Annotated in this window: 20 protein-coding genes and 2 tRNA genes; 8 read left to right on the plus strand and 14 right to left on the minus strand. The window is 53.1% G+C overall.

What is annotated here, in order from left to right; translation table 11 throughout:
• Positions 1-129 precede the first annotated feature (129 nt).
• Both I2123_RS16135 and I2123_RS16140 read right to left on the minus strand, forming a co-directional pair.
• The gene (locus tag I2123_RS16135) at positions 130-1506 is read right to left on the minus strand and encodes an APC family permease (RefSeq protein WP_112164485.1); all 1377 of its coding nucleotides are present in this window, start codon (positions 1504-1506) and stop codon (positions 130-132) included.
• Positions 1507-1969: 463 nt separating this feature from the next.
• The gene (locus I2123_RS16140; RefSeq protein ID WP_213052544.1) at positions 1970-3394 is read right to left on the minus strand and encodes a glutamine synthetase family protein; all 1425 of its coding nucleotides are present in this window, start codon (positions 3392-3394) and stop codon (positions 1970-1972) included.
• Positions 3395-3771: 377 nt separating this feature from the next.
• Between I2123_RS16140 and puuD the strand changes: the two genes are divergently transcribed.
• Genes puuD through I2123_RS16155 form a run of 3 tightly spaced genes read left to right on the plus strand, consistent with a single transcriptional unit; the run spans position 3772 to position 6501 of the window.
• Entirely contained in the window at positions 3772-4575 is an 804-nt protein-coding gene (puuD, locus tag I2123_RS16145; protein ID WP_213051012.1) for a gamma-glutamyl-gamma-aminobutyrate hydrolase, read from the plus strand.
• 4 nt (positions 4576-4579) lie between these two features.
• Complete coding sequence (gene puuR, locus I2123_RS16150) at positions 4580-5137, plus strand: HTH-type transcriptional regulator PuuR (protein ID WP_112164488.1); 558 nt, start codon at positions 4580-4582, stop codon at positions 5135-5137.
• A 50-nt stretch (positions 5138-5187) separates the two neighbouring features.
• Entirely contained in the window at positions 5188-6501 is a 1314-nt protein-coding gene (locus I2123_RS16155; protein ID WP_213051013.1) for an NAD(P)/FAD-dependent oxidoreductase, read from the plus strand.
• 28 nt (positions 6502-6529) lie between these two features.
• On the opposite strand, the gene I2123_RS16160 is transcribed toward I2123_RS16155, so the two are convergent.
• Entirely contained in the window at positions 6530-6724 is a 195-nt protein-coding gene (locus tag I2123_RS16160) for a hypothetical protein (protein ID WP_112164490.1), read from the minus strand.
• A 194-nt stretch (positions 6725-6918) separates the two neighbouring features.
• Between I2123_RS16160 and I2123_RS16165 the strand changes: the two genes are divergently transcribed.
• Positions 6919-8646, plus strand: coding sequence for a potassium/proton antiporter (locus I2123_RS16165; RefSeq protein WP_120078208.1), 1728 nt, complete (start codon positions 6919-6921; stop codon positions 8644-8646).
• 94 nt (positions 8647-8740) lie between these two features.
• Here I2123_RS16165 and osmE read toward each other — a convergent pair whose 3' ends face one another.
• Positions 8741-9073, minus strand: coding sequence for an osmotically-inducible lipoprotein OsmE (gene osmE, locus I2123_RS16170; protein ID WP_112164491.1), 333 nt, complete (start codon positions 9071-9073; stop codon positions 8741-8743).
• Positions 9074-9310: 237 nt separating this feature from the next.
• On the opposite strand from osmE, the gene I2123_RS16175 reads away from it, so the two are divergent.
• Positions 9311-9910 carry a cupin gene (locus tag I2123_RS16175; protein ID WP_213051014.1) on the plus strand — a complete coding sequence of 200 codons (600 nt, stop codon included), beginning with the start codon at positions 9311-9313 and terminating at the stop codon, positions 9908-9910.
• A gap of 94 nt (positions 9911-10004) precedes the next feature.
• Here the strand turns inward: I2123_RS16175 and I2123_RS16180 are convergent, their stop codons facing one another.
• From I2123_RS16180 to I2123_RS16210, 7 genes are all read right to left on the minus strand, one after another.
• Complete coding sequence (locus tag I2123_RS16180) at positions 10005-10679, minus strand: hypothetical protein (protein ID WP_213051015.1); 675 nt, start codon at positions 10677-10679, stop codon at positions 10005-10007.
• 424 nt (positions 10680-11103) lie between these two features.
• On the minus strand, positions 11104-11598 hold the full coding sequence (locus tag I2123_RS16185; protein ID WP_112164494.1) for a GNAT family N-acetyltransferase: 495 nt from the start codon (positions 11596-11598) through the stop codon (positions 11104-11106).
• A 113-nt stretch (positions 11599-11711) separates the two neighbouring features.
• Positions 11712-12368, minus strand: a complete 657-nt coding sequence (locus I2123_RS16190) for a hypothetical protein (RefSeq protein ID WP_213051016.1) — start codon at positions 12366-12368, stop codon at positions 11712-11714.
• Positions 12369-12543: 175 nt separating this feature from the next.
• The gene (locus I2123_RS16195; protein WP_112164496.1) at positions 12544-13614 is read right to left on the minus strand and encodes an ABC transporter ATP-binding protein; all 1071 of its coding nucleotides are present in this window, start codon (positions 13612-13614) and stop codon (positions 12544-12546) included.
• Positions 13607-15376, minus strand: coding sequence for an ABC transporter permease (locus I2123_RS16200; protein ID WP_112164497.1), 1770 nt, complete (start codon positions 15374-15376; stop codon positions 13607-13609). Before I2123_RS16200 ends, I2123_RS16195 begins: the two co-directional genes overlap by 8 nt.
• A 194-nt stretch (positions 15377-15570) precedes the next feature.
• The gene (locus I2123_RS16205; RefSeq protein ID WP_112164498.1) at positions 15571-16659 is read right to left on the minus strand and encodes an ABC transporter substrate-binding protein; all 1089 of its coding nucleotides are present in this window, start codon (positions 16657-16659) and stop codon (positions 15571-15573) included.
• A gap of 200 nt (positions 16660-16859) precedes the next feature.
• On the minus strand, positions 16860-17750 hold the full coding sequence (locus I2123_RS16210) for an SDR family oxidoreductase (RefSeq protein WP_213051017.1): 891 nt from the start codon (positions 17748-17750) through the stop codon (positions 16860-16862).
• A gap of 119 nt (positions 17751-17869) precedes the next feature.
• On the opposite strand from I2123_RS16210, the gene I2123_RS16215 reads away from it, so the two are divergent.
• Positions 17870-18790, plus strand: coding sequence for an AraC family transcriptional regulator (locus tag I2123_RS16215; protein WP_213052545.1), 921 nt, complete (start codon positions 17870-17872; stop codon positions 18788-18790).
• An 88-nt stretch (positions 18791-18878) separates the two neighbouring features.
• On the opposite strand, the gene I2123_RS16220 is transcribed toward I2123_RS16215, so the two are convergent.
• Together I2123_RS16220 and I2123_RS16225 are read right to left on the minus strand one after the other, a co-directional pair.
• Positions 18879-18966, minus strand: a tRNA-Ser gene (locus I2123_RS16220).
• A 195-nt stretch (positions 18967-19161) separates the two neighbouring features.
• A tRNA-Ser gene (locus tag I2123_RS16225) sits at positions 19162-19249 on the minus strand.
• 260 nt (positions 19250-19509) lie between these two features.
• Here I2123_RS16225 and yccA point away from each other — a divergent pair.
• Both yccA and tusE read left to right on the plus strand, forming a co-directional pair.
• Positions 19510-20172, plus strand: coding sequence for an FtsH protease modulator YccA (gene yccA / locus I2123_RS16230; RefSeq protein WP_213051018.1), 663 nt, complete (start codon positions 19510-19512; stop codon positions 20170-20172).
• Between the two features lie 136 nt (positions 20173-20308).
• A complete protein-coding gene (gene tusE, locus I2123_RS16235) occupies positions 20309-20638 on the plus strand; it encodes a sulfurtransferase TusE (protein ID WP_112166265.1) in 330 nt (109 codons plus the stop codon).
• 9 nt (positions 20639-20647) lie between these two features.
• On the opposite strand, the gene yccX is transcribed toward tusE, so the two are convergent.
• Positions 20648-20926 (minus strand): acylphosphatase, encoded by a 279-nt coding sequence (yccX, locus tag I2123_RS16240; protein ID WP_213051019.1) that lies wholly within the window; start codon positions 20924-20926, stop codon positions 20648-20650.
• Positions 20927-20948: the final 22 nt, after the last annotated feature.

The following is a 20948-nucleotide window of genomic DNA, read 5'->3' on the forward strand; positions in this document are numbered from 1 at the left end:
AGCCGCTGCAATGGCGGCTTTTTAAATCTGCCAGGCTCATTTTGCAAGCCGAGGCAGCCTCGGAAAGCTCCTCCCCCTTCGCAGGGGGGGAGCAAAACGGGTTTTCGACCCTTTCCAAAGGGCCATCCATCACGCCTCGGGGGCGATTTCCCCGCTCATCTGCGGTGGCTGCTTCCTGAAAGCATTGGTAATAAACGCCAGATATCCTAATCCGATTGCGCCCCAGACCAGACCCAGCGTCATTGAGCTCGATTCCAGATTCAGCCACAGGGCACCGACGGTCAGCGCGCCAATTACCGGCAGGATCAGATAATGGAAGTGATCCTTGAAGGTGCGGTTGCGCTTCTCACGGATGTAGAACTGCGAAATCACCGACAGGTTCACGAAGGTGAAAGCCACCAGCGCACCGAAGTTGATTAGCGCCGTCGCGGTCACCAGATCAAACGTTATTGCAGACATCGCCACAACCCCCACCAGCACGACGTTGAACGTCGGGGTGCGCCATTTAGGATGCACATAACCGAAGACTTTTTCCGGGAAGACGCCGTCGCGGCCCATCACGTACAACAAACGTGACACGCCCGCATGAGCGGCCATACCGGAGGCCAGAACGGTCACACAGCTAAAGCACAGAATGACGGACTGGAAGAACTTACCGGCCACGTACAACATGATTTCAGGCTGAGAAGCGTCCGGATCTTTGAAGCGCGAAATATCCGGGAAGTACAGCTGCAGGAAGTAAGACACCACCACAAAGATGATGCCGCCAATCAGCGCCGTCAGGAAAATCGCTTTCGGAATGACTTTACCCGCGTTAGGCGTTTCTTCAGACAACGAACTGATACCGTCGAAGCCGAGGAATGAGAAGCACAGGATAGTCGCACCGGTAATCATTGGCACCACATGCGCATTTTCGCTGAAGAACGGCTTAGTGGTCGCCAGCGTTCCCATACCTTCGCCCATATACACGCCATGCACCAGCAGCCCGAGGAACACCACCATGATCGCAACCTGAACGACCACGATAATGCTGTTGAGGTTCGCGACAACTTTAATGCCGCGCAGGTTGAACGCGGTCATCAGCGCGACCAGCGCGGTGACAAAGATCCACGACGGCACACCGGGGAAGATGGCTTCCAGGTAAATTTTTGCCAGCAGGATGTTGATCATCGGCATGAACAGATAGTCCAGCAGGGATGACCAGCCCACCATAAAGCCGACGTGAGGGCTGATCGCCTTCTGTGCGTAAGTGTAGGCAGAACCGGCGGACGGGAAACGACGCACCAGTTTGCCGTAACTCACGGCGGTAAACAGAACGGCAATCAGCGCAAAGATGTACGCAGTCGCGACGTGACCATCGGTCAGGCCAGAAACGATACCGAACGTATCGAAAATGGTCATCGGTTGCAGATAGGCCAGACCCATCATGACAACCTGAACCAGCGTCAGGGTTTTACGCAGCTGTGCGCGCTGAGGTGCCGGAGAGGCGGAAACATTAGCAGACATGGCTCAGCCCTCCCTGGATTGCAGACACCGGGCGCTTAAACGCCTCTGAACGCAACGTACAGGGAAAACTTCGTGAGTTATTACCAGTAAACGGGGGATTGATCTTCACATCGCTGAACATGGAAGTGAAGGCTGAGCGAAGGTGGCCGCAGCTGAAAGAAGCACCGGCGGGCACCGGTACAGGTTTGAAGTATTGCCCCATTTTACATTTCCTCATAGTGGCGACCGTTTTGAATTTGGGATCGCACACGAACCTTGTTATCTATCCGGATCTGGGTCCGGCCTCTGTTAAATTAGTTTGGGTACTGCACATGCAAAAAAAATAACCGGCGCCTTTAAGCGTCGGTTATCTGCAGTGCGGCGTATTTTGCACAAATCACGCATGAATGACAACAATCAGTGGCGTCCGGTTACAATTTCTTTTCCAGTTTTGAACATCATGTGCATGTCTGTTAACCATTAACTAAGCGTTACGCAGCATCCAGTCGATTTCTGTTTCCGTCACACGACGTTCAAACTGCAATAACTCATCTGACTTACAGGCGTGATAAACCTGTGAAAAACGCTCGCCGAGGTATTTTTTCAGCGCCGGTTGTTCATCAAAGTCGTACAAAGCATCGCTCTGACGAATAGGCAGCGGAATGCCCTCCTGTTCCAGACCGTTCCCCGTCACCGGTTCCGGCAGCGGTAAATCGTTATCAAGTCCGTACAGCATCCCCGCCAGCACGGTGGCGACCACCAGATACGGGTTGGCATCAGCACCGGCCACGCGATACTCCACGCGATGGTCGGCCACGCCGCCGCAGGGCACGCGCAGCGCAACGGTGCGATTGTTATGCCCCCACGATGCCTGCGTCGGCACATACATGCCTGGCTGGAAGCGACGGAACGCATTCACGTTCGGCGCTAACACGGCCATCGACGCGGGCATCAGGGCAATCATGCCGGCCAGTGACCGTTTCATTAATTCGGAGTCATCGCCATTGGCGTTGGCAAACAGGTTTTTGCCATTGTCGTCGAGCACGCTCAGGTGGATGTGCATCCCGCTGCCCGCATACTCGTCATAAGGTTTCGCCATAAAAGTGGCGTCCATTTCGTGATTTTCCGCCACCAGTCGCACCAGACGTTTGAGCATCAGAGCGTAGTCGCAGGCGCGCAGAATATTTTCGCTGTGCTGCAAATTGATTTCAAACTGACCCGGAGAGGACTCCGCAACCGCGCCAGAAGCCGGTAAGCCCTGAATATGCGCCAGACGGTCGATGTCACTCAGCACATCAGCAAAATGATCGAGATTATCTACAGAATAGACCTGCGTATGCATACTGCGCTCTTGCGTGCCGGGGGTACACGGCGGCTGGATATAGCCTTCGGCGTCGCGCTGCCTGTCGAGCAGATAGAACTCCAGCTCTACCGCTACCACCGGGAACAGGCCCCGCTGGCGCAATGTTTGCCAGATATGATTGAGCACATTGCGGGGTTCAACGTTAAAGGGAGTGCCATCTTCGTCAAGCATGGTCAGCAGCAGTTGCCCGGTGTGCTCAGGGTCAGAGGCTGAAGGCGTTAAGGTGCCGGGAACGGGAATACAGTTGCGATCGGGTTCGCCAAGTTCCTGGCCAAGACCCGCTTCTTCCACGACATTACCGAGAATGTCCATGGCGAAAACCGACGCCGGGAAGTAACAGCCTTTTTCGAGTTTACGTAATGAAGAGACGGGAACGCGTTTGCCGCGGAAGGAACCATTGAGATCGGTGAGCAGGACGTCGACGTGAAGGGTAAGTGGGTGACGCTCCAGGTATTGAGTTACTTCATCCTGGAACGCGCTACTTCGCTCTTCAATGTGCTTAGCAAGAGGTTCGTTCTCGCTAATCTCTTTCTTAATTTCATTCATCAGTTGAGTCGCTTGCATAGGTTTTCCGCCATTTGCTGGTTTCCGGCGTCAACGGCACCACCATGATGCCTGCCGGTTAAGCCTTACCGTTTGATTGCTCTGTTCAACGCAGTCTTCTCATGTGTCTTCATTCTCGGTTATCAGGGTGATTCGTTTATCCGCCCGACCATGCTCAAAATATAGGCCATATGATTAACCCTAGCCTTAACATTAATTTTTTGCAACACCTACAATTTGATAACAACTCAGTTTGAAATGCCATCAATGCGCTGCTAAATTGGTCAGAAGCAGGCCAGTATCATTGAAATAATTCCCAACAGCCGCGTGGGGAGAGACGCCCGCTGTCAATACATTCATCCACTCAACGAGGCGGTATTATGGGCAATATATTTTCCACGGCATCCGCTGGAAAACAGACCAGCTACAGACCGATCATTGGGGTAGTAATGTGTGAAAACACCGTTGATGAAAACCCTGCTCTCACCGTCCACGAAAAATATCTGGACGCCATCTTTAATGCAGACGCCCTGCCCGTCTGTCTGCCGCATGAACTGGCGGCGCGCGAAGGTGCAATAGATCAGATCCTGCGCGGTCTTGACGGCATCTTCCTCACCGGCAGCCCCAGCAATATTGAGCCACATCAGTACGGTGAAGAGGGTATTGAAGAACTCGCCGATCCGGGGCGCGACCGCCTGAGTCTGCAACTTATCCGTGCGACGCTGGATAAAAAAATCCCTTTATTTGCCGCCTGCCGCGGTTTGCAGGAGCTGGTGGTGGCGACTGGTGGCAGTTTGTACCGCAAGGTGCAGGAGGTGCCGGGCTATATGGATCACCGCGAAGACACCAGTCTGCCCCATGACGATCAATATAACGTCGTGCATCCGGTACATATCGAACCGGGCGGATTACTTTCAGAATTGTTACCCGATTATCAGCAGTTTCAGGTGAACTCCCTGCACGGTCAGGGGGCAAAAACGCTCGGCGCGGAACTGAATGTGGAAGCTCGCGCGCCGGATAATCTGGTGGAGGCCGTGAGCGTTCGCGACCATCCGTTTGCTCTGGGGGTGCAATGGCACCCTGAATGGCACAGCCTGACGGACCCGGTGTCTCGTCAGTTGTTCAACGCATTTATCAATGCCTGCCGCAAAGGCCATCAGGCCCGGAGCGCTCGCGAGGAATAGACGGATGAGCGAAGTCAGTCTGGCGCCTGGTCGCCGGCTTTCTGAAATTCGTCAGCAACTCGGCATGTCACAACGCAAAGCCGCCGAATTGTCTGGCCTGACCCACAGCGCCATCAGCACCATCGAACAGGATAAAGTCAGCCCCGCCGTCAGTACGTTGCAAAAACTGTTGCGAGTGTACGGGCTGTCGTTATCCGAATTTTTTGCCGAAGCGCACGAAAGTGATAAACCGAAAATTGTTATCAATTCGGCAGACTTGATTGAAATCGGCAGCCGCGGCGTATCCATGAAAATGGTGCACAACGGCACGCCAAACCACGCGGTCGCCATGCTGCTGGAAACGTATCAGCCGGGCAGCACCACCGGCGACAAAATCAAACATCAGGGAGAGGAAGTCGGCACCCTGTTAGAAGGGGAGATTATTTTAACCGTCAACGGTCAGAGTTATCCGCTGCGTGCCGGGCAGAGTTATGCCATTAATACCGCCAACCCACACAGCTTCAGTAATATTTCCACGCGAATTTGCAGGATAGTTAGCGCACATACCCCTAATACCTTCTAGTTGTCGCAGGATCTGGGCCTGACAACGGGAACCAAAAGAAGGATGTCACTATGAGTACTCACACGCGAAGTCCCGACGCTGCCGGCGTGCCCCACACCGACAGCTACTATGCCAGCTCCGTCAATGCGCACGCGCCATGGCCGGAGCTGACGGATAATATTGAGTGCGATGTCTGTATTGTCGGCGCCGGTTACACCGGCATCTCTTCTGCTTTATATCTCTGTGAAGCCGGTTACGACGTCGTGGTGCTGGAATCCGCCCGCGTCGGCTGGGGCGCCAGCGGGCGCAACGGCGGTCAGGTGGTCAATTCCTACAGCCGTGATATTGATGTCATTGAAGACCGCTACGGTCGTCAGACCGCCGATATGCTCGGCAGTATGATGTTTGAAGGCGCGAACATTATCCGCCAGCGTATCGACCAATATGCCATCGACTGTGACTATCGGCCTGGCTGCGTGTTTGCCGCGCTGAGTGCGCGCCAGCTTACGAAGCTGCGTGACCAGCAAAAGCTGTGGAACCGTTACGGGCATACCGATCTCACCCTGCTGGACGAAAGTGCTATTCGCCGCGAGATAGCCACTGACCGCTACGTCGGCGGGCTCCTTGATAAGCATGGCGGGCATATTCACCCGCTGAATCTGGTGCTGGGCGAGGCCGAAGCTATACGCCGTCACGGCGGACGCATTTTTGAAGGCTCGGCGGTCACGCGCATTGAACATGGCGATCCGGCTCGTGTACATACCGCGAAGGGTCAAGTGAAAGCGAAGTATGTGATTCTGGCAGGCAACGCTTATCTCAGCCAGCAACTCGCGCCGCGCCTCACGCGTCTGAGTATGCCGTGCGGTTCGCAAATCATCGCCACTGAACCACTGTCGGAAGACATGGCGCTGTCGTTATTGCCGAATAATTACTGCGTGGAAGACTGCAACTATCTGCTCGACTACTTCCGTCTTACCGCGGATAACCGGATGTTGTACGGCGGCGGCGTCACCTATGGCGGGAAAAATCCGCCGAATATCGATTCGGTGATCCTGCCTAAGCTTAACCGCACCTTCCCGCAGCTAAAAGGCGTGAAAATCGATTATCGCTGGGGCGGCAATTTCCTGCTGACACTTTCACGCCTGCCGCAGTTCGGGCGGCTGGAGAACAACATCTACTATATGCAGGGCGACAGCGGACATGGCGTGACGCTGACGCATTTGGCGGGGAAACTGATCACCGAAGTGCTGCGTGGCGACGCCGAGCGTTTTGACGCATTCGCCCGCCTGCCGCACATGCCATTCTTCGGTGGCCGCAACTTCCAGGTGCCTTTCACCATGCTCGGCGCGGCCTATTATTCCCTGCGTGACCGTCTGGGCGTGTAACCCGATCCCCGCAGGTTCTCTGCGGGGTTTAGCCTTTGCCCGACACCGGAAATTCATGATCAGTGCCCACTTCGGGCAACTCATCGAGTTCCGGCTGGATCCCTTGCGAAATGTAATCTTTCGCAGCGATTGCCTGCTCCTTGCCCGCTGCATCGCGGATAACCACATGTTTGATGCTGCCATCTTCAAGCACTTCACGGTGTACGCCGGTAAATTCACTCATTTGCTGATCCTTTTTTATCATTGCCAAGAGACATTACTCATCGTTAAGCATAGTTTTATATTCTTAAGTGCAACTAATAAAAATCCGAAATGACCTCAGCAAGGGGCTCATTTTCCTGATAAATTAGACACCTCGTCATTGATGATGAAACCGCTTTTCCCCCGCCATACTCACGCTCTACAAGGAGAACGCTCTTGGACGCCAGCACGATCAACACACTTTTCTTTATTGGCGCCCTGTTAGTCGCAGCGAGCATTTTGCTCAGTTCGTTCTCTTCTAAGCTCGGCATCCCTATTTTGGTCATTTTCCTCGCCATCGGCATGCTGGCGGGCGTCGACGGCATCGGCGGTATTGCGTTCGATAATTACCCAGCGGCCTATCTGGTCAGCAACCTCGCACTGGCCGTAATTCTGCTCGACGGCGGGATGCGCACCCGGGCGTCCTCTTTCCGCGTGGCGCTGTGGCCTGCACTGTCGCTGGCGACGGTTGGCGTGCTTATAACTGCCGGACTGACCGGCATGGCGGCGGCGTGGCTGTTCCATATCGACCTGATGCAGGGCCTGCTGATTGGCGCAATTATCGGCTCGACCGATGCGGCGGCGGTGTTCTCGCTGATTGGCGGCAAAGGGCTGAACGAACGCGTGAGCGCGACGCTGGAAATTGAATCTGGTAGCAACGACCCGATGGCAGTGTTTCTGACCATTACGCTCATCGACATGATCTCCAAAGGCGAACACGGGCTGAGCCTGATGTTTGTGGTCGACGTGGTGCGCCAGTTTGGCCTCGGTATTGTGTTTGGCGTCGGTGGTGGCTGGCTGCTGCACAAACTCATCAACAAAATTACGCTGGCGGCCGGTTTATATCCGCTGCTGGCCTTTAGCGGCGGCCTGCTGGTGTACGCCGCCACCATGTCGCTCGAAGGCAGTGGCATTCTGGCCGTTTACTTGTGCGGGCTGATGCTCGGCAACATGCCGATCCGCAACCGCCACGGGATTATGCAAACCTTCGACGGGCTGGCGTGGCTGAGCCAGATTGGCATGTTCCTGGTGCTCGGCCTGCTGCTGACGCCCAGCGATCTGCTGCCGATTGCCGTTGCAGCGCTGGCGCTGTCCCTGTGGATGATCCTGCTGGCGCGCCCGCTGTCGGTGTTCGTGAGCCTTATCCCGTTCAAAAACTTCACCCTGCGCGAGCGGTTCTTTATCTCGTGGGTGGGCCTGCGCGGCGCGGTACCGATCATTCTGGCAGTCTTCCCAATGATGGCCGGGCTGCCTAACGCCACCCTGTTCTTCAACGTTGCGTTCTTTATCGTGCTGGTGTCGCTGCTGGTTCAGGGCACGTCGCTGGGTTTCGCGGCCAAAAAAGCCAGGGTGCTGGTACCACCGCAGCCGACCCCCATCTCCCGCGTCGGATTGGATATCGATGTGTATAACGACTGGGAGCAGTTTATCTACCAGCTGGGTTCGGAGAAATGGTGCGTCGGCGCAGCGCTGCGTGACTTACAGATGCCGCAGGAAACGCGCATTGCCGCCCTGTTCCGTGGCAAAGAGATGCTGCACCCGACCGGCAGTACGCGGCTGAAGGAAGGCGACATTCTGTGTGTAATCGGTCAGGAAAAACACCTGCCGGAGCTGGGCAAGCTGTTCAGCGACAGCAATAAAGTGGTGCTCGACGACCGCTTCTTCGGTGATTTCATCTTGCAGGCCGATGCGCCGCTGGATGCTATTTCACAGCTTTACGGCCTGAATCTGGAAGATACCGTCGATCAGTCGCAGTCACTGGGGCATTTCGTTATCCGGTTGCTGGGCGGTGAACCGGTTATCGGTGACCATATCGAATGGGACGGCCTGACGTGGACGATTGCTGAGATGGATGGCAACCGGGTCAGTAAAGTCGGTGTGAGGATTGTGACGGAGAAGGCCTGATTCTGCCCGGCGTAAATCGCAATAAAAAATGCCTGTTCGTTTAACACGACAGGCATTTTTTTTATGCTGACTTAACCTTCAGACGCGGTTGCTGTTACTGAGCAGCTTGCGGGTCTTTGTCGTAGTCTGAACAGGACTGATAGCCTTTGTTCATGACATGACCGGTGTCGTTATAGCTGACAAAGTAAGTCTGTGCTTTACCATCACGCGGAGCCACAGCATACGTCTGGCAAGTGCCTTTCGCATGGATAAGCGTCGCTTCTGTAGACGGTGGGCCTGCAATAGCGCGAACCTGAGATTTTGTCATACCGACTTTAACATCGCTGACCACTGGCTCTTTTACGTAGCTCGCTGCGCGGTCATAAGTCTGACAACCTGCCAGTACAGAAACTGCTGTAGCAACCACAAGTAACATTTTCTTATTCATAACATCTCCTCCTGAGGCCATTTTCTATTTTTGTATAAGCCACTTAAGCATAGAAGACATAAGGCATTTATCCAGTGAACAGGCCTTCTATTTGTTGAATGCTACATTTTTTAAGTTTTATCTGAGAAGCCTGTCGATTGTTTAACCCGTTTAAAACAGTCTGTAGAAAGATGATTTTCAGGCATTTTTGTTCTATACATGAATGAGGTAAGTCATTGAAATAAGGAGCACGGCCTGATGCCTGTGGATCGACGTCAGTTTGTTACGTTACTGGGGGTCATCGCGCTGATGCCACTGCCCCGCGCTGGTTTTGCTACCCCCAGAGAGGTCGCGATGGAAACCCTGCTGATTGATAAACCTTCGGGTGGCGTGCCTAATAACAAACTCCCGGTCATGATTTATCACCGCGTTATCCCACCTAACGTCGTCGATAATGCCGACTATCTCGAGCATCTTTTCCGTTCTAATGGCTGGCCACCGCAGTGGCGCTATCCGGTGTACACCTTTACCCATTTCCATTCGAATACTCATGAAGCCCTGGGCGTGTTTGCCGGAACGGCGAGATTACAGCTCGGTGGCGAGAACGGGAAAATCATTGAAGTAAAGGTGGGAGATGTTCTGCTCTTACCGGCGGGCATCGGGCATAAACAAATTTCCGCCGACGAGGAATTTATGCTGGTGGGTGCATATCCGCCCGAAATGAAAGCCGATCTTTGTCATGACGAACCCGCGCAACTGGCGGTGCGAACCAAAGCGGTCGCCGCCGTGCCGCTGCCTGACACTGATCCGGTAACCGGACACAGTGAAGGCAGCATGCTGGCGTGGCATAAGAAGTAAAAAACGAGGGTATTACCACGGCAATTGCATTACCTCCTCCCCTTGATACGTCCTGACTGAACCATATCAGTGAGGGGGGCATCGCATGAAATGACTATTTTCGAGTAATGATTATCTGTGCTAAGACTTGAGCCCCGCGATAAGTGTTTTGTATTTTAGAATTAATATCCATCAGTGAAAATTGTTTATTGACTTTGAAAAGACCAATATTTGGATCAAGATAATATATCTCTTCGGGTGCCAGGCTTATTGTGGCTACAGCATGCAAGTCGCCATTGTGGCCAGCTATATCGACAGTCAAAATAGTGCCATGGGGTTTTCCTGAATATTTCACACCTTTAGCAGCCAGTAAACTATTCAATTCATGACAAGAATAAATCAGCCCTGGAACGCCAGTTTTGATTTCTAACTCTCTCTGTCTGTTATTTTTAAAATTAACAGTAATCTCATCGAATGAAGTTTTACTATCACAATGGCTCTTCCTATACCCAATAGCGCGCATCTCATTATTTACATGCCGCCGCCTGACTCTTTCCAGGAAATTTTGAAACTCCTGTTTTTCAACAGGAATTCGCGCATGCATTTGTGGAGGCGTTGAAGTGAACCATGCTGGGAGCCAGGTCTGTAGGAAATTTTTTTGTATTGTTACCGGACGGTCTTTTAAAACATCGCCAAGCCAGGTCAGACAAAAACCCATACAGAAACCTCTGGAATTATGCGTCTCAATAAACTTCTGATATTGCGTTTCAAATGAAATGATTAACTCCATTTTATCGTTCCTTTACCTGGTGAAATTCAATTTTTTTTAATCAACCACCCACTGCATATTGCCTATCCTTGTAAGCTCACAGATGAACGGGGTTGCAGAATAATTTTTCTTATCAAAAAAACAATGAATAAACTGAAAGTAGTAATAATAAAACTCATTTAATACATTAGTTAAATGAACAGACCTTAATATATACATAATACTTCATTTATATGATTTATTAATCATCACTCATGCCTTCTCAAAATCCACACGTGCTACTCAGAACCGGCAACACCAGATGAAAATCCAGCACTCGTAGATCACGAAATTATCTCCTCATCTCTCCTGAGCGGTTCCCCGCTACCAGTAAATGAAAGAAATATGACGGGACGGCCTGACAGCCGTCCGTTAATACATGGATTTTTTTAGAAGGCTTGTTACGTTAAATCAATGGACGCTGCATAATACTGACCCACTCGCCGTTGACTTCGCGGCGCTCGGCTTCCAGCCAGCCAAGACGGCCATATAATCCTTGCTGATCGGGCGTATACAGCCACAGCGTATCAATACCGGCCGCACGTGAACGCTCGATACAGGCTTTGACCAGCGCCGAACCGATCCCCTTTCCGCGCAGATGATGGCAGGTGAACACTTCACCCAGCCAGTATTTGCGCTCGGCGACATCACTAAGCTCATAGCGCATCACGCCAGCGGTTCCCACCACCTGCTCGTTTTCATCCAGCGCGATTAACACACACTGGCGGCCACGGCTGAGGAGGCGTTGTTCAAGCCGTTGACGAATAAAATCTTTTTGTGCCCAGTGGGCGAAATCAGACCATTCACCGTGCAGATATTCGGTGACCGTCTCAAGGTATTGCGGGACATCAGCCAGACTGGCGATTTTTACGGTATCAGTGGGAGAGGTGTTTTGAGTCATGGAAAAACCGTTTTAAACAATCAGGGGGAACCAATTTGCGGATTCCCCCTGCGAGTGTCAAGCCGCAGACTCACATTCACTCGCTATCAGGCATCGATAGTCAAAATGGTGGGCTACTTGCGGCTGATAATGATCTGATCTGCTATACGCGGATTTTCATAGGTCGCCAGTACATTCTCGGCTATCTCCAGCGCAATATTTGCACTATCGACTTTAAACAGCCCAAGATTGGGATCAAGAAAATAGGTCTCTCTGGGTGACAGACTAATTACAGCAATAGCATGGGCAGTATTTCTTTTAGGAAACCACATTGTAATAATCGTGCCTTGCGCACGCCCTGTAAAATCCAACCCCTGCGTCGCGAATAAATTATCAAACTCCCGATAAGTATATTTCAGCCCCGGATTTCCACTTTTCTCTTCCAAAAAAAGTTGACGCTGATTCTTTTTATTGACCAGTATCGCTGTGCGTGCCTGATAATGATAGGGATCGTGGTTTTCACTTTTAAGCAGATAGCTTTTCTGTCGTTTCAAAGCGCGCTGAAACAGCGCTTCTAACGCCACCTGGTCGAAAGGGATATGTGCAATTGAACTGGGTGCAGAAAGCCAGGAAGGTGCCCACCTTGCCGCAAATCCAGCTTGTGCCGGGTCCGGCCTGTTTTTCAATATATCGCCCAACCAGACCAGACACAAACCCATGCATATACCATTACTTTTATATCTGCGTATAAACGCCGCATATTGCTCTTTAAAATTAACCACTAACTCCATGTTTTATTATCCTTTGAAACCCACCCATAAACGGCTGAGAAGAATAAATTTTAAAATCCGAAAGGACAATAAAAAAAATCAAAAAAAAGCATACTAAAATAGATTAAATAAACACAGTGAATAATAAAATATAACCCATATAAACATTGTATTCATATGGGTTATTTAACCGCATTTATCCTTTCGGGAAAATCCACACGTGCTGTTCCGGCAATGCCAGATGGCAGTGCTGAGGATCCCGTACATCCGTACCATAGGCGCGGATGACAAAATCATCACCGGCGGTGCGGAACAGGTATTCCCAGCGGTCACCGAGGTACATGCTGGTCAGCAGCGGTAATTCCAGCTGATTGTCGCCCGGTCCGTCGGCCAGCACCACGCGCTCGACGCGGATCACCGCCGTGCCCTCCTGCCCGCTCTGTACGCCCTCACCCGCCTGTCCCCACAGCGCCCAGTCTTTGCCTTCAATGCGCGCTTTGCCGTCGCGCACGTCGGTGACTTTCCCGTGCAGCCGGTTGTTACTGCCCATAAATTCGGCGGTAAACAGCGTTTTCGGCGAACCGTACATTTCCTGCGGCGTACCCTGCTGTTCGATTTTGCCGTTATTGAGTAACAGGATACGGTCAGAAATCGCCATCGCTTCGTTCTGATCGTGCGTCACCATCAGCGCCGACAGGCCGAGTTTAATGATCAGTTCGCGCAGGAACACACGCGCTTCTTCACGCAGCTTGGCATCGAGGTTAGACAGCGGCTCATCAAGTAATATCACCGGCGGGTTATACACCAGCGCACGGCCAATCGCCACGCGCTGTTGCTGACCACCGGAAAGCTGATGCGGATGGCGTTTGCCCAGATGCCCCAGCCCGAGCTGATCCAGCACCGCCTGCACTCTTTGCGTGATTTCACCCGACGCCACCTTGCGCAGTTTTAGCGGGTACGCGACGTTTTCGAAAACGGTTTTATGTGGCCACAGCGCATAGGACTGAAACACCAGCCCGAGATTACGTTCCTCGGCGGGGATTTCGCTGCGCGGTGTGCCGTCGTAGACTTTGTTTTTGCCGATAATGATCGTGCCCTGCGTCGGCTTTTCCAGCCCGGCGACGGCGCGCAGCAAGGTGGTTTTGCCACTGCCGGAAGGCCCGAGTAAGGACACCACTTCGCCACGCTTCAGATCCATTGACACGCCTTTCAGCACCGGATTGTCGCCGTAGGTTAAGTGCAGATTCTCGACCGATAATTCAATCATGTAATTTGACTCCAAAACGAAGGGCAATACCCAGACCTAACACCACCAGCAGGATGTTAATAAAAGAGAGCGCGGCGACGATATCTATCGCTCCTGCCGCCCACAGGGAAACCAGCATCGAACCAATGGTTTCCGTGCCGGGTGAAAGCAGATACACACCGGTGGAATATTCGCGTTCGAAAATCAGGAACATCAGCAGCCAGGAGCCAATCAGGCCGTAGCGTGACAGCGGAATGGTGACGTGACGGGTGATTTGCCCGCGTGTCGCACCGGCACTGCGCGCCGCCTCTTCCAGCTCCGGCCCGACCTGCAACAACGTCGAGGAGATCAGCCGCAGACCGTACGCCATCCACACCACGGTATACGCCAGCCAGACGCTGAAAATCGTACTGCGCAGCGATCGCAGCCAGACCACCAGGTTATCGCGCAGCCACTGCGACCAGGGCATCCCCGAAAGCCAGCCGGATTTGAGCGCATTGTCCAGCCACATCGGCAGAAAGAGGAATACCCACAGGAAAGCCAGACCGGCCAGCAACCCGGGAACGGCACGTGGCACCAGCACACTGTAATCGAGAAAACGCGTCACGCCGTCTGGTTTACGGTGCATGGCAATGCCGATAAACAGATAACAGGCGACGGCCAGCGCACCGCCGATCACGCCAATCGCCATAGAGTTGACGATGGCGCGAAGCAGATTAGGCTGCTCCCAGATGGTGCGGAAGGTATTAAGTGACAGTTCATCCCACAAAGATACACCGACGCCCCAGTTGGAAATGAACGCTCGCAGCACCACGCCCAGCAGTGGTACGCCGATGGTCACGGTCAGCCAGAAAGCCACCACCGCGCCCGCCACCCAGCGCCATTTACCCAGCGGTAACGCCCGCGCCTGCGATGCTTTGCCCTTTACGGTGACAAAGCGGTTAGCGGTGCGCATCAGGCGGCGCTGCAACATCACCAGCGGGATGGTGATACAAATCAGCACCACGGCGACGGCGGCCATCAGGTGATAAGACGGTGTACCCAGTTTGTTGGTCAGCTGATAGAGATAGGTCGCCAGTACCATGTTGCCTTCGGGGTCGCCGAGCACCAGCATCAGGCCGAACACTTCCAGCCCGAGGAAGAACAGCAACACCGTCGCGTACAAAATGGACGGGCGAACCATTGGCAGACTGACGGCGGTCATCACCTGTAACGGCGAAGCACCGGCGGTACGCGCGGCCTCTTCGACGTCAGAACCTACGCTGCGCAGCGCCGAAGAAATATAGAGATAGGCGTGGGGAACGTGGGTCAGACCGGCGATTACCACGATGCTCGACATGTCGTAGATATTCCAGGGTACAAACCCGAAGATGGCCTGCGCCCACAGCGAGAAGAAGCCCACCGGCCCGGCAGCGACCACATAACCAAACCCCAGCACCATCGGCGAGACGAAAATCGGCACCAGAATCAGCGGCTCGATGAGACGCCTGCCGGGCAAATCGGTGCGTACCATCAGGAACGCCAGAATTCCGCCCAGCGGGATGGCGATCACTACCAACCCGAACGCCAGAATAAAGCCACTTTTCAGCGCCTTGTAGAAATCCGGATCGGTGAAAATAAATTCAAACGACTCCAGGCTCCACTCCTTCGAGGGGGAGAAGAAAGGTGCGGAGAGAAAACTTTGTATCACGATGAACGACAACGGAATGTAGATAACCAGTGCGGTTATCAGCACCACCATGCCACGCGGCAAACTTTGCCACTTTCTGCGCAATGCATTCATGTTACTTCCCTTAGGTCAGGAACCCTGAACGACGGAATCAGGTAAACAAGGGAGGCTTACGCCTCCGTTTACCCAAAATCATTCGAGTTGCAGGATGGCGGCAATCGAACGGATCCCGATGAACTTACTCAGGTAAGTGATTCGGGTGAGCGAGTGCAGCCAACGCATCTGCAGCGTGAAGAATGACGGGTAAATTATTTTGATGCGGCGGTACGCCACTGTTTAATGTAATCCAGACGTTTTTTCTGTTGCAGATATTCCAGCAGGGTTTCGTCGACCGGAATCGGCTTGAGGGCGTTTCCTAACATTTTGGTCAGGCCGTCGATGTCATTTTTACCTTCGATATCGTTACGGATTGACGGGATATCGGCCTGATTCGCCAAAATGCTTTGGCCTTTTTCAGACAGCACGTAATCCAGCCACAGTCTGGCGGCATTGCTGTTTTTCGATTCCTGACTGATGAAGGAGACGCGGGAAAGCACCAGGGTATAATCCTTAGGATAGGAAATGCCGAGCGACGGATCGGTTTTGGCGCGGGCTTCGGCATAGGAGCCGAGGATGTTAAAGCCGATCAGGTTTTCGCCAGACGAGACCCTCTCCATCATGGTACCGGTGGAGGACTGTACCGCTAAGCCACCTTTGGCGACGTCAGCCAGCGTTTTGAAATAATTGGGATCGGCTTTGAAATCCTGTACCGACAGCATGAAACCGAGACCCGATTTCTCGATGTCATAGGTGGTGACTTTTTTGCTGAATTTGTCGGTCTGGCTGGCGATCAGTTTTGCCAGCGCCGCATGGGAATCAGGGACGTCGCCCGCGGGGATCAGCCTTTTGTTATAGATGAAGACCACTGGCTCGTAGGTGGTGCCGTAGGCTTTGTCTTTCCACACAGCCCATTTCGGCAACTGGCTCTGCTCCGGCGATTTGTATTCCTGAGCGTAATCGGTCGCCAGCTTCAGCGCGGTGTCCATCGAGGAACTCCAGACCACATCGCCGCTGGTGCCGCCCGCGGCCTGCTCACTGATATAACGGTTGTACAGTTCGGTACTGTTCATGTCGTTATATTCGACTTTGATACCCGGATACGTTGCTTCAAACCCCTGAATCAGCGGGCCTGCAGCTTTCGTGTCCGTCGTGGAGTACACCACCACTTTGCCTTCTTTGGTCGCGGCATCGACGATTTTTTGATAATCGGCCGGATACCCTTGAGGTAATGCTGACATTGCAGAGGAAGACATCAGTACAGCGGAAGCAATCAGAGAGATACGTAATTTATTCGACATTATTGTTAACCTCTAGTTACATTTGAGAAACTAAAAATCAACATAGCGCATAACATCTGACAGGCAATGGGGTAAATTTTTTATCTTCCCGAAGTGTGATTCGGGGCGTTTTTTAGGCAATTAACACCATTAAAACCACGGAGAAAAGTGTTCATCAGGCCGCCGGAATGGCCTGATGAAGGGAGAGAACGCAGGGCCGGTTAATTAAAATATCCGGCGGTGTCGATATCCGTCAGCAATCCCTGATGTTCCGGCTTCCAGCCCAGCGTCTCACGGGTAAACGCGCTGGACGTCGGGTTATCCAGCGCGGCAAAGTGCGTGAACCAACCGAAATGCGCAGCGGCACTTTCCGCCGTTTTACTTTCCACTGGCAGATTCAGATGTTTGCCAATCAGCCCGGCAATCTCTTTAAATGCCACCCCCTGCTCGGCAGTGGCATGATAAACAGCATTGCGTGCACCCTTTTCCAGCGCCAACCGGAACACTCGCGCCGCATCCAGACGATGCACCGCGGGCCAGACATTTTCACCCTTGCCGGTGTAGGCAGAAACACCCTTATCACGCGCCATCGCGATGAGCATCGGCACAAATCCGTAATCGCCTGCACCATGTACCGAAGGGGGTAAACGCACCAATGACACGTGAACGCCCTGTTTTGCCAGCGCCGCAGCCGCCAGTTCGGAGGCGATACGCGGGTTCATTCCCTGCGGGTCTGGCAGATCCTGTTCCGTCGCCGGACGCTGGTTACTCACCAGCGCGGTCGCGGAGGTGATAATCAGCGGTTTTTCCGTGCCCGCCAGCGCCGAGCCCAGGGCGCCGATTGCCAGCCGGTCTTTTTCGCAGTTCTCCAGAAACTTCGAAAAATCATGAATAAACGCGGTATGAATCACGCCGTCGGCCTGCGCTGCACCACGTTTAAGACTCTCGAGATCTTCAATGCTGCCACGTTGCACTTCTGCACCCGCAGCCACCAGCGCATCTGCCCCCGCGTCTGAACGCGCCAGGCCAAGCACCTGATGCCCTGCCTTGAGTAAATCCTCCACCACCGCAGAGCCGATAAAACCTGTCGCACCTGTCACGAATACACGCATTGTGAAATCCTCTGTTATTTACCGGAAAGGCTACCCTTTGGGAACGACTATATGCGCTGGTGGAAAGACGATCTATGCGCTAAAGTCCGTATTATCTTTGCAATCGTCCGGAGTTAATGATGGATCCTCTTTCCGATGTGTTATCGCTGCTCAAACCCCGCAGTACGATGTCAGCGGGTTTTAAAGCGGGCGGCGACTGGTCGATAAAATTTCCCGATCATTATCAGTCGATAAAATGTAATGCGGTTATCCGCGGCGAGTGCTGGCTGTCGGTGGATTCAGTTCCGGGCGCGGTACATTTACAGGCAGGCGACTGTTTTGTTTTACCCAGCGGCAGACCTTTTCGCCTCGCCAGCGATCTCAGGCTTCCCTCTGCGGATGCCACGCCAATTCTTACCCAGACGCGCGAAAACGGCACCGTGACTTACAACGGCGGCGAGGATTTCTATCTCACCGGCAGCCGTTTTTACGTCAGCGGCAGCAATGCCCCGGCACTTCTGGCGATGTTGCCGCCGGTGGTGCACATCTCGAAGGAATCCGATAAAGACATTTTGCGCTGGGCAGTTGACCGGATGATTCAGGAACAGCACGACCCGCAGCCGGGCGGGTTGCTTATCGCTCAGCATATGGCACACGTGATACTGGTGCAGGCGTTGCGGATGTACGTTGGCAGCCAGCTGCCGGGAGTGGAAAGCGGATGGTTTACGGCGCTGGCGGATAAACAGTTATCCAGGGCGCTGAATGCGATGCATGAAAAACCGGCCCACCGCTGGACCGTTCAGGCGCTGGCAGAATGCGCGGGGATGTCGCGCTCGGTATTCTCACTGAGATTTAAACAGACCGTCGGCAGCGCCCCGCTGGAATATCTCACCCGCTGGCGCATGTTGCTGGCCGCAGACCGGCTGACTCAGGGTAAAGAGCCGGTTTCTGCCGTGGCGCTGGCGCTCGGCTATGAATCAGAAAGCGCGTTCAGCACGGCATTTAAGCGCACGTTAGGCTGTTCTCCGCGGCAGTACGGACAGAAAGAAGGGACTTTTTAGTCAGGGATGGATTTCAGATCCAGAGAATGCGGGAATTTCAGGCACAAAAAAAGCCGCTAATTGCTTAGCAGCTTTGATGTGTTGTTTATGGCGGAGGAGGAGAGATTCGAACTCTCGAATGGTTTCCCATCGCCGGTTTTCAAGACCGGTGCCTTCAGCCGCTCGGCCACCCCTCCGTAAACAACAAGCACTTCACGACGTCAGTCGTTCAGTACGGGGCGTAGTATACAAGACCGATAAAAAGATGCAAACATTATTTTCAGTCTAGTTTGTTGATTTTATGAGCATTTAAACCACGCTCGTTTAAATCCCCCCAAATCACAGGCACAAAAAAAGCCGCTAATGACTTAGCAGCTTTCTTGTGTTGTTTATGGCGGAGGAGGAGAGATTCGAACTCTCGAATGGTTTCCCATCGCCGGTTTTCAAGACCGGTGCCTTCAGCCGCTCGGCCACCCCTCCGCAACGAAGCGAACTATAAACAGTGCCGATCCTCTTGTAAAGCCTGATCCCGTTCAATTGCCTGAAAAACAGGCATTCAAATCGCAAATGACGATTTAAGCATCGTTACGGCGATTTTGCCGTCAGGAATCCGCGCCCTGCCCCGTTCGGCGAGGTAAAGAAGGGTAAAACGACTTTAATGACGCTGCGCAACTACTTACACTCCAGTCTGATTGTATTTTCACCGACTTCCATCATCTTATAAGAGTGAGAATTTTATTATGGATCGTTACGTTGCCTCTTCGTCATCGCGCGCAGGCTCGTTGTTAAGCACACACCGGGTATTGCGTAATACGTATTTCCTGCTGGCCCTGACCTTAGGCGTTTCGGCCATTACTGCTACGGCGAGTACCGTTCTGCGTCTGCCCTCGCCTGGCTTTCTGCTGACGATTGCCGGTTTCTATGGCCTGATGTTCCTGACCTATCGCACGGCAAACAGCCCGGCCGGTATTCTTTCCGCCTTCGCGCTGACCGGTTTTATGGGTTACACGCTGGGGCCGTTGCTGAGCTCTCTGCTGGCCGCCGGTGCGGGTGACATTATTATGCTGGCGCTCGGCGGTACTGCGCTGGTGTTCTTCTGCTGTTCAGCCTACGTGTTGACCACCCGTAAAGACATGTCGTTCCTGTCAGGCATGATGATGGCTGGCTTTGTTGTCCTGCTGGTTGCGGTGATAGCGAACCTGTTCCTGCAAATTCCGGCGCTGTCTCTGGCCATCAGCTGTCTGTTCATTCTGTTCTCGGCGGGCGCGATTTTGTGGGAAACCAGTAATATCATTCACGGCGGCGAAACCAATTACATTCGCGCAACCGTCAGCCTGTATGTTTCGCTGTACAACGTGTTCGTCAGTCTGCTGAGCATTCTCGGTCTGTCATCGCGTAACTGATGACGCTTTATCAGGTGTAGTCCACCGCTGATTTGTCCGAAGTAAATTGCAGCCCCGCTTCCCGCGGGGCTTTTTATTTTGTCAGGCACGGCTTTTTGCTAAACTGGCCGCTGCATTTTTACAGGTTTGAGGTTGTATGCTGGAGTTTGACGGTCAGGTTATTGAAACCGACGCACAGGGTTACCTGAAAAACAGTAAAGACTGGCAGGAAGGCATGGCGCCGCTGCTGGCAGAAGAAGAAGGTATCGAGCTGACCGAAGCGCACTGGGAAGTTGTGCGGTTCGTGCGTGAGTTTTACCTTGAATTTAACACGTCACCCGCCGTGCGCATGCTGGTGAAAGCCATGGCACAAAAATATGGCGAAGAGAAAGGCAACAGCCGCTATTTGTTCCGGCTGTTCCCGAAAGGCCCGGCCAAACAGGCCACGAAAATTGCAGGCCTGCCAAAACCGGTAAAATGCCTTTAACACGTTGAATCAGTATTTGATTTTGAAATCACTGTAATTGCCGGGTGCGGTTGGCTCACTGAGCACGCGATCCACCCGCGCATGTTTCGGTCCGCCCTGTTTCAGCCAGGCTAACAACTGATCCACTTTTTCCTGCTCGCCGCACATCACCACTTCTACGCTGCCGTCTTCCAGGTTTTTGGCGTAACCGGTGAGCCCTAATGCGGTGGCCTGATGTTGCGTGGAAAAACGAAAACCAACGCCCTGCACCATGCCGTGCACCCAGGCGGCTATACTGACTGTTGCCATAATAATCTCTCCGTTAGCGGTA

The sequence above is a fragment of the Rahnella inusitata genome, from assembly GCF_018288855.1.
Taxonomy (GTDB): Bacteria; Pseudomonadota; Gammaproteobacteria; order Enterobacterales; family Enterobacteriaceae; genus Rahnella; species Rahnella inusitata.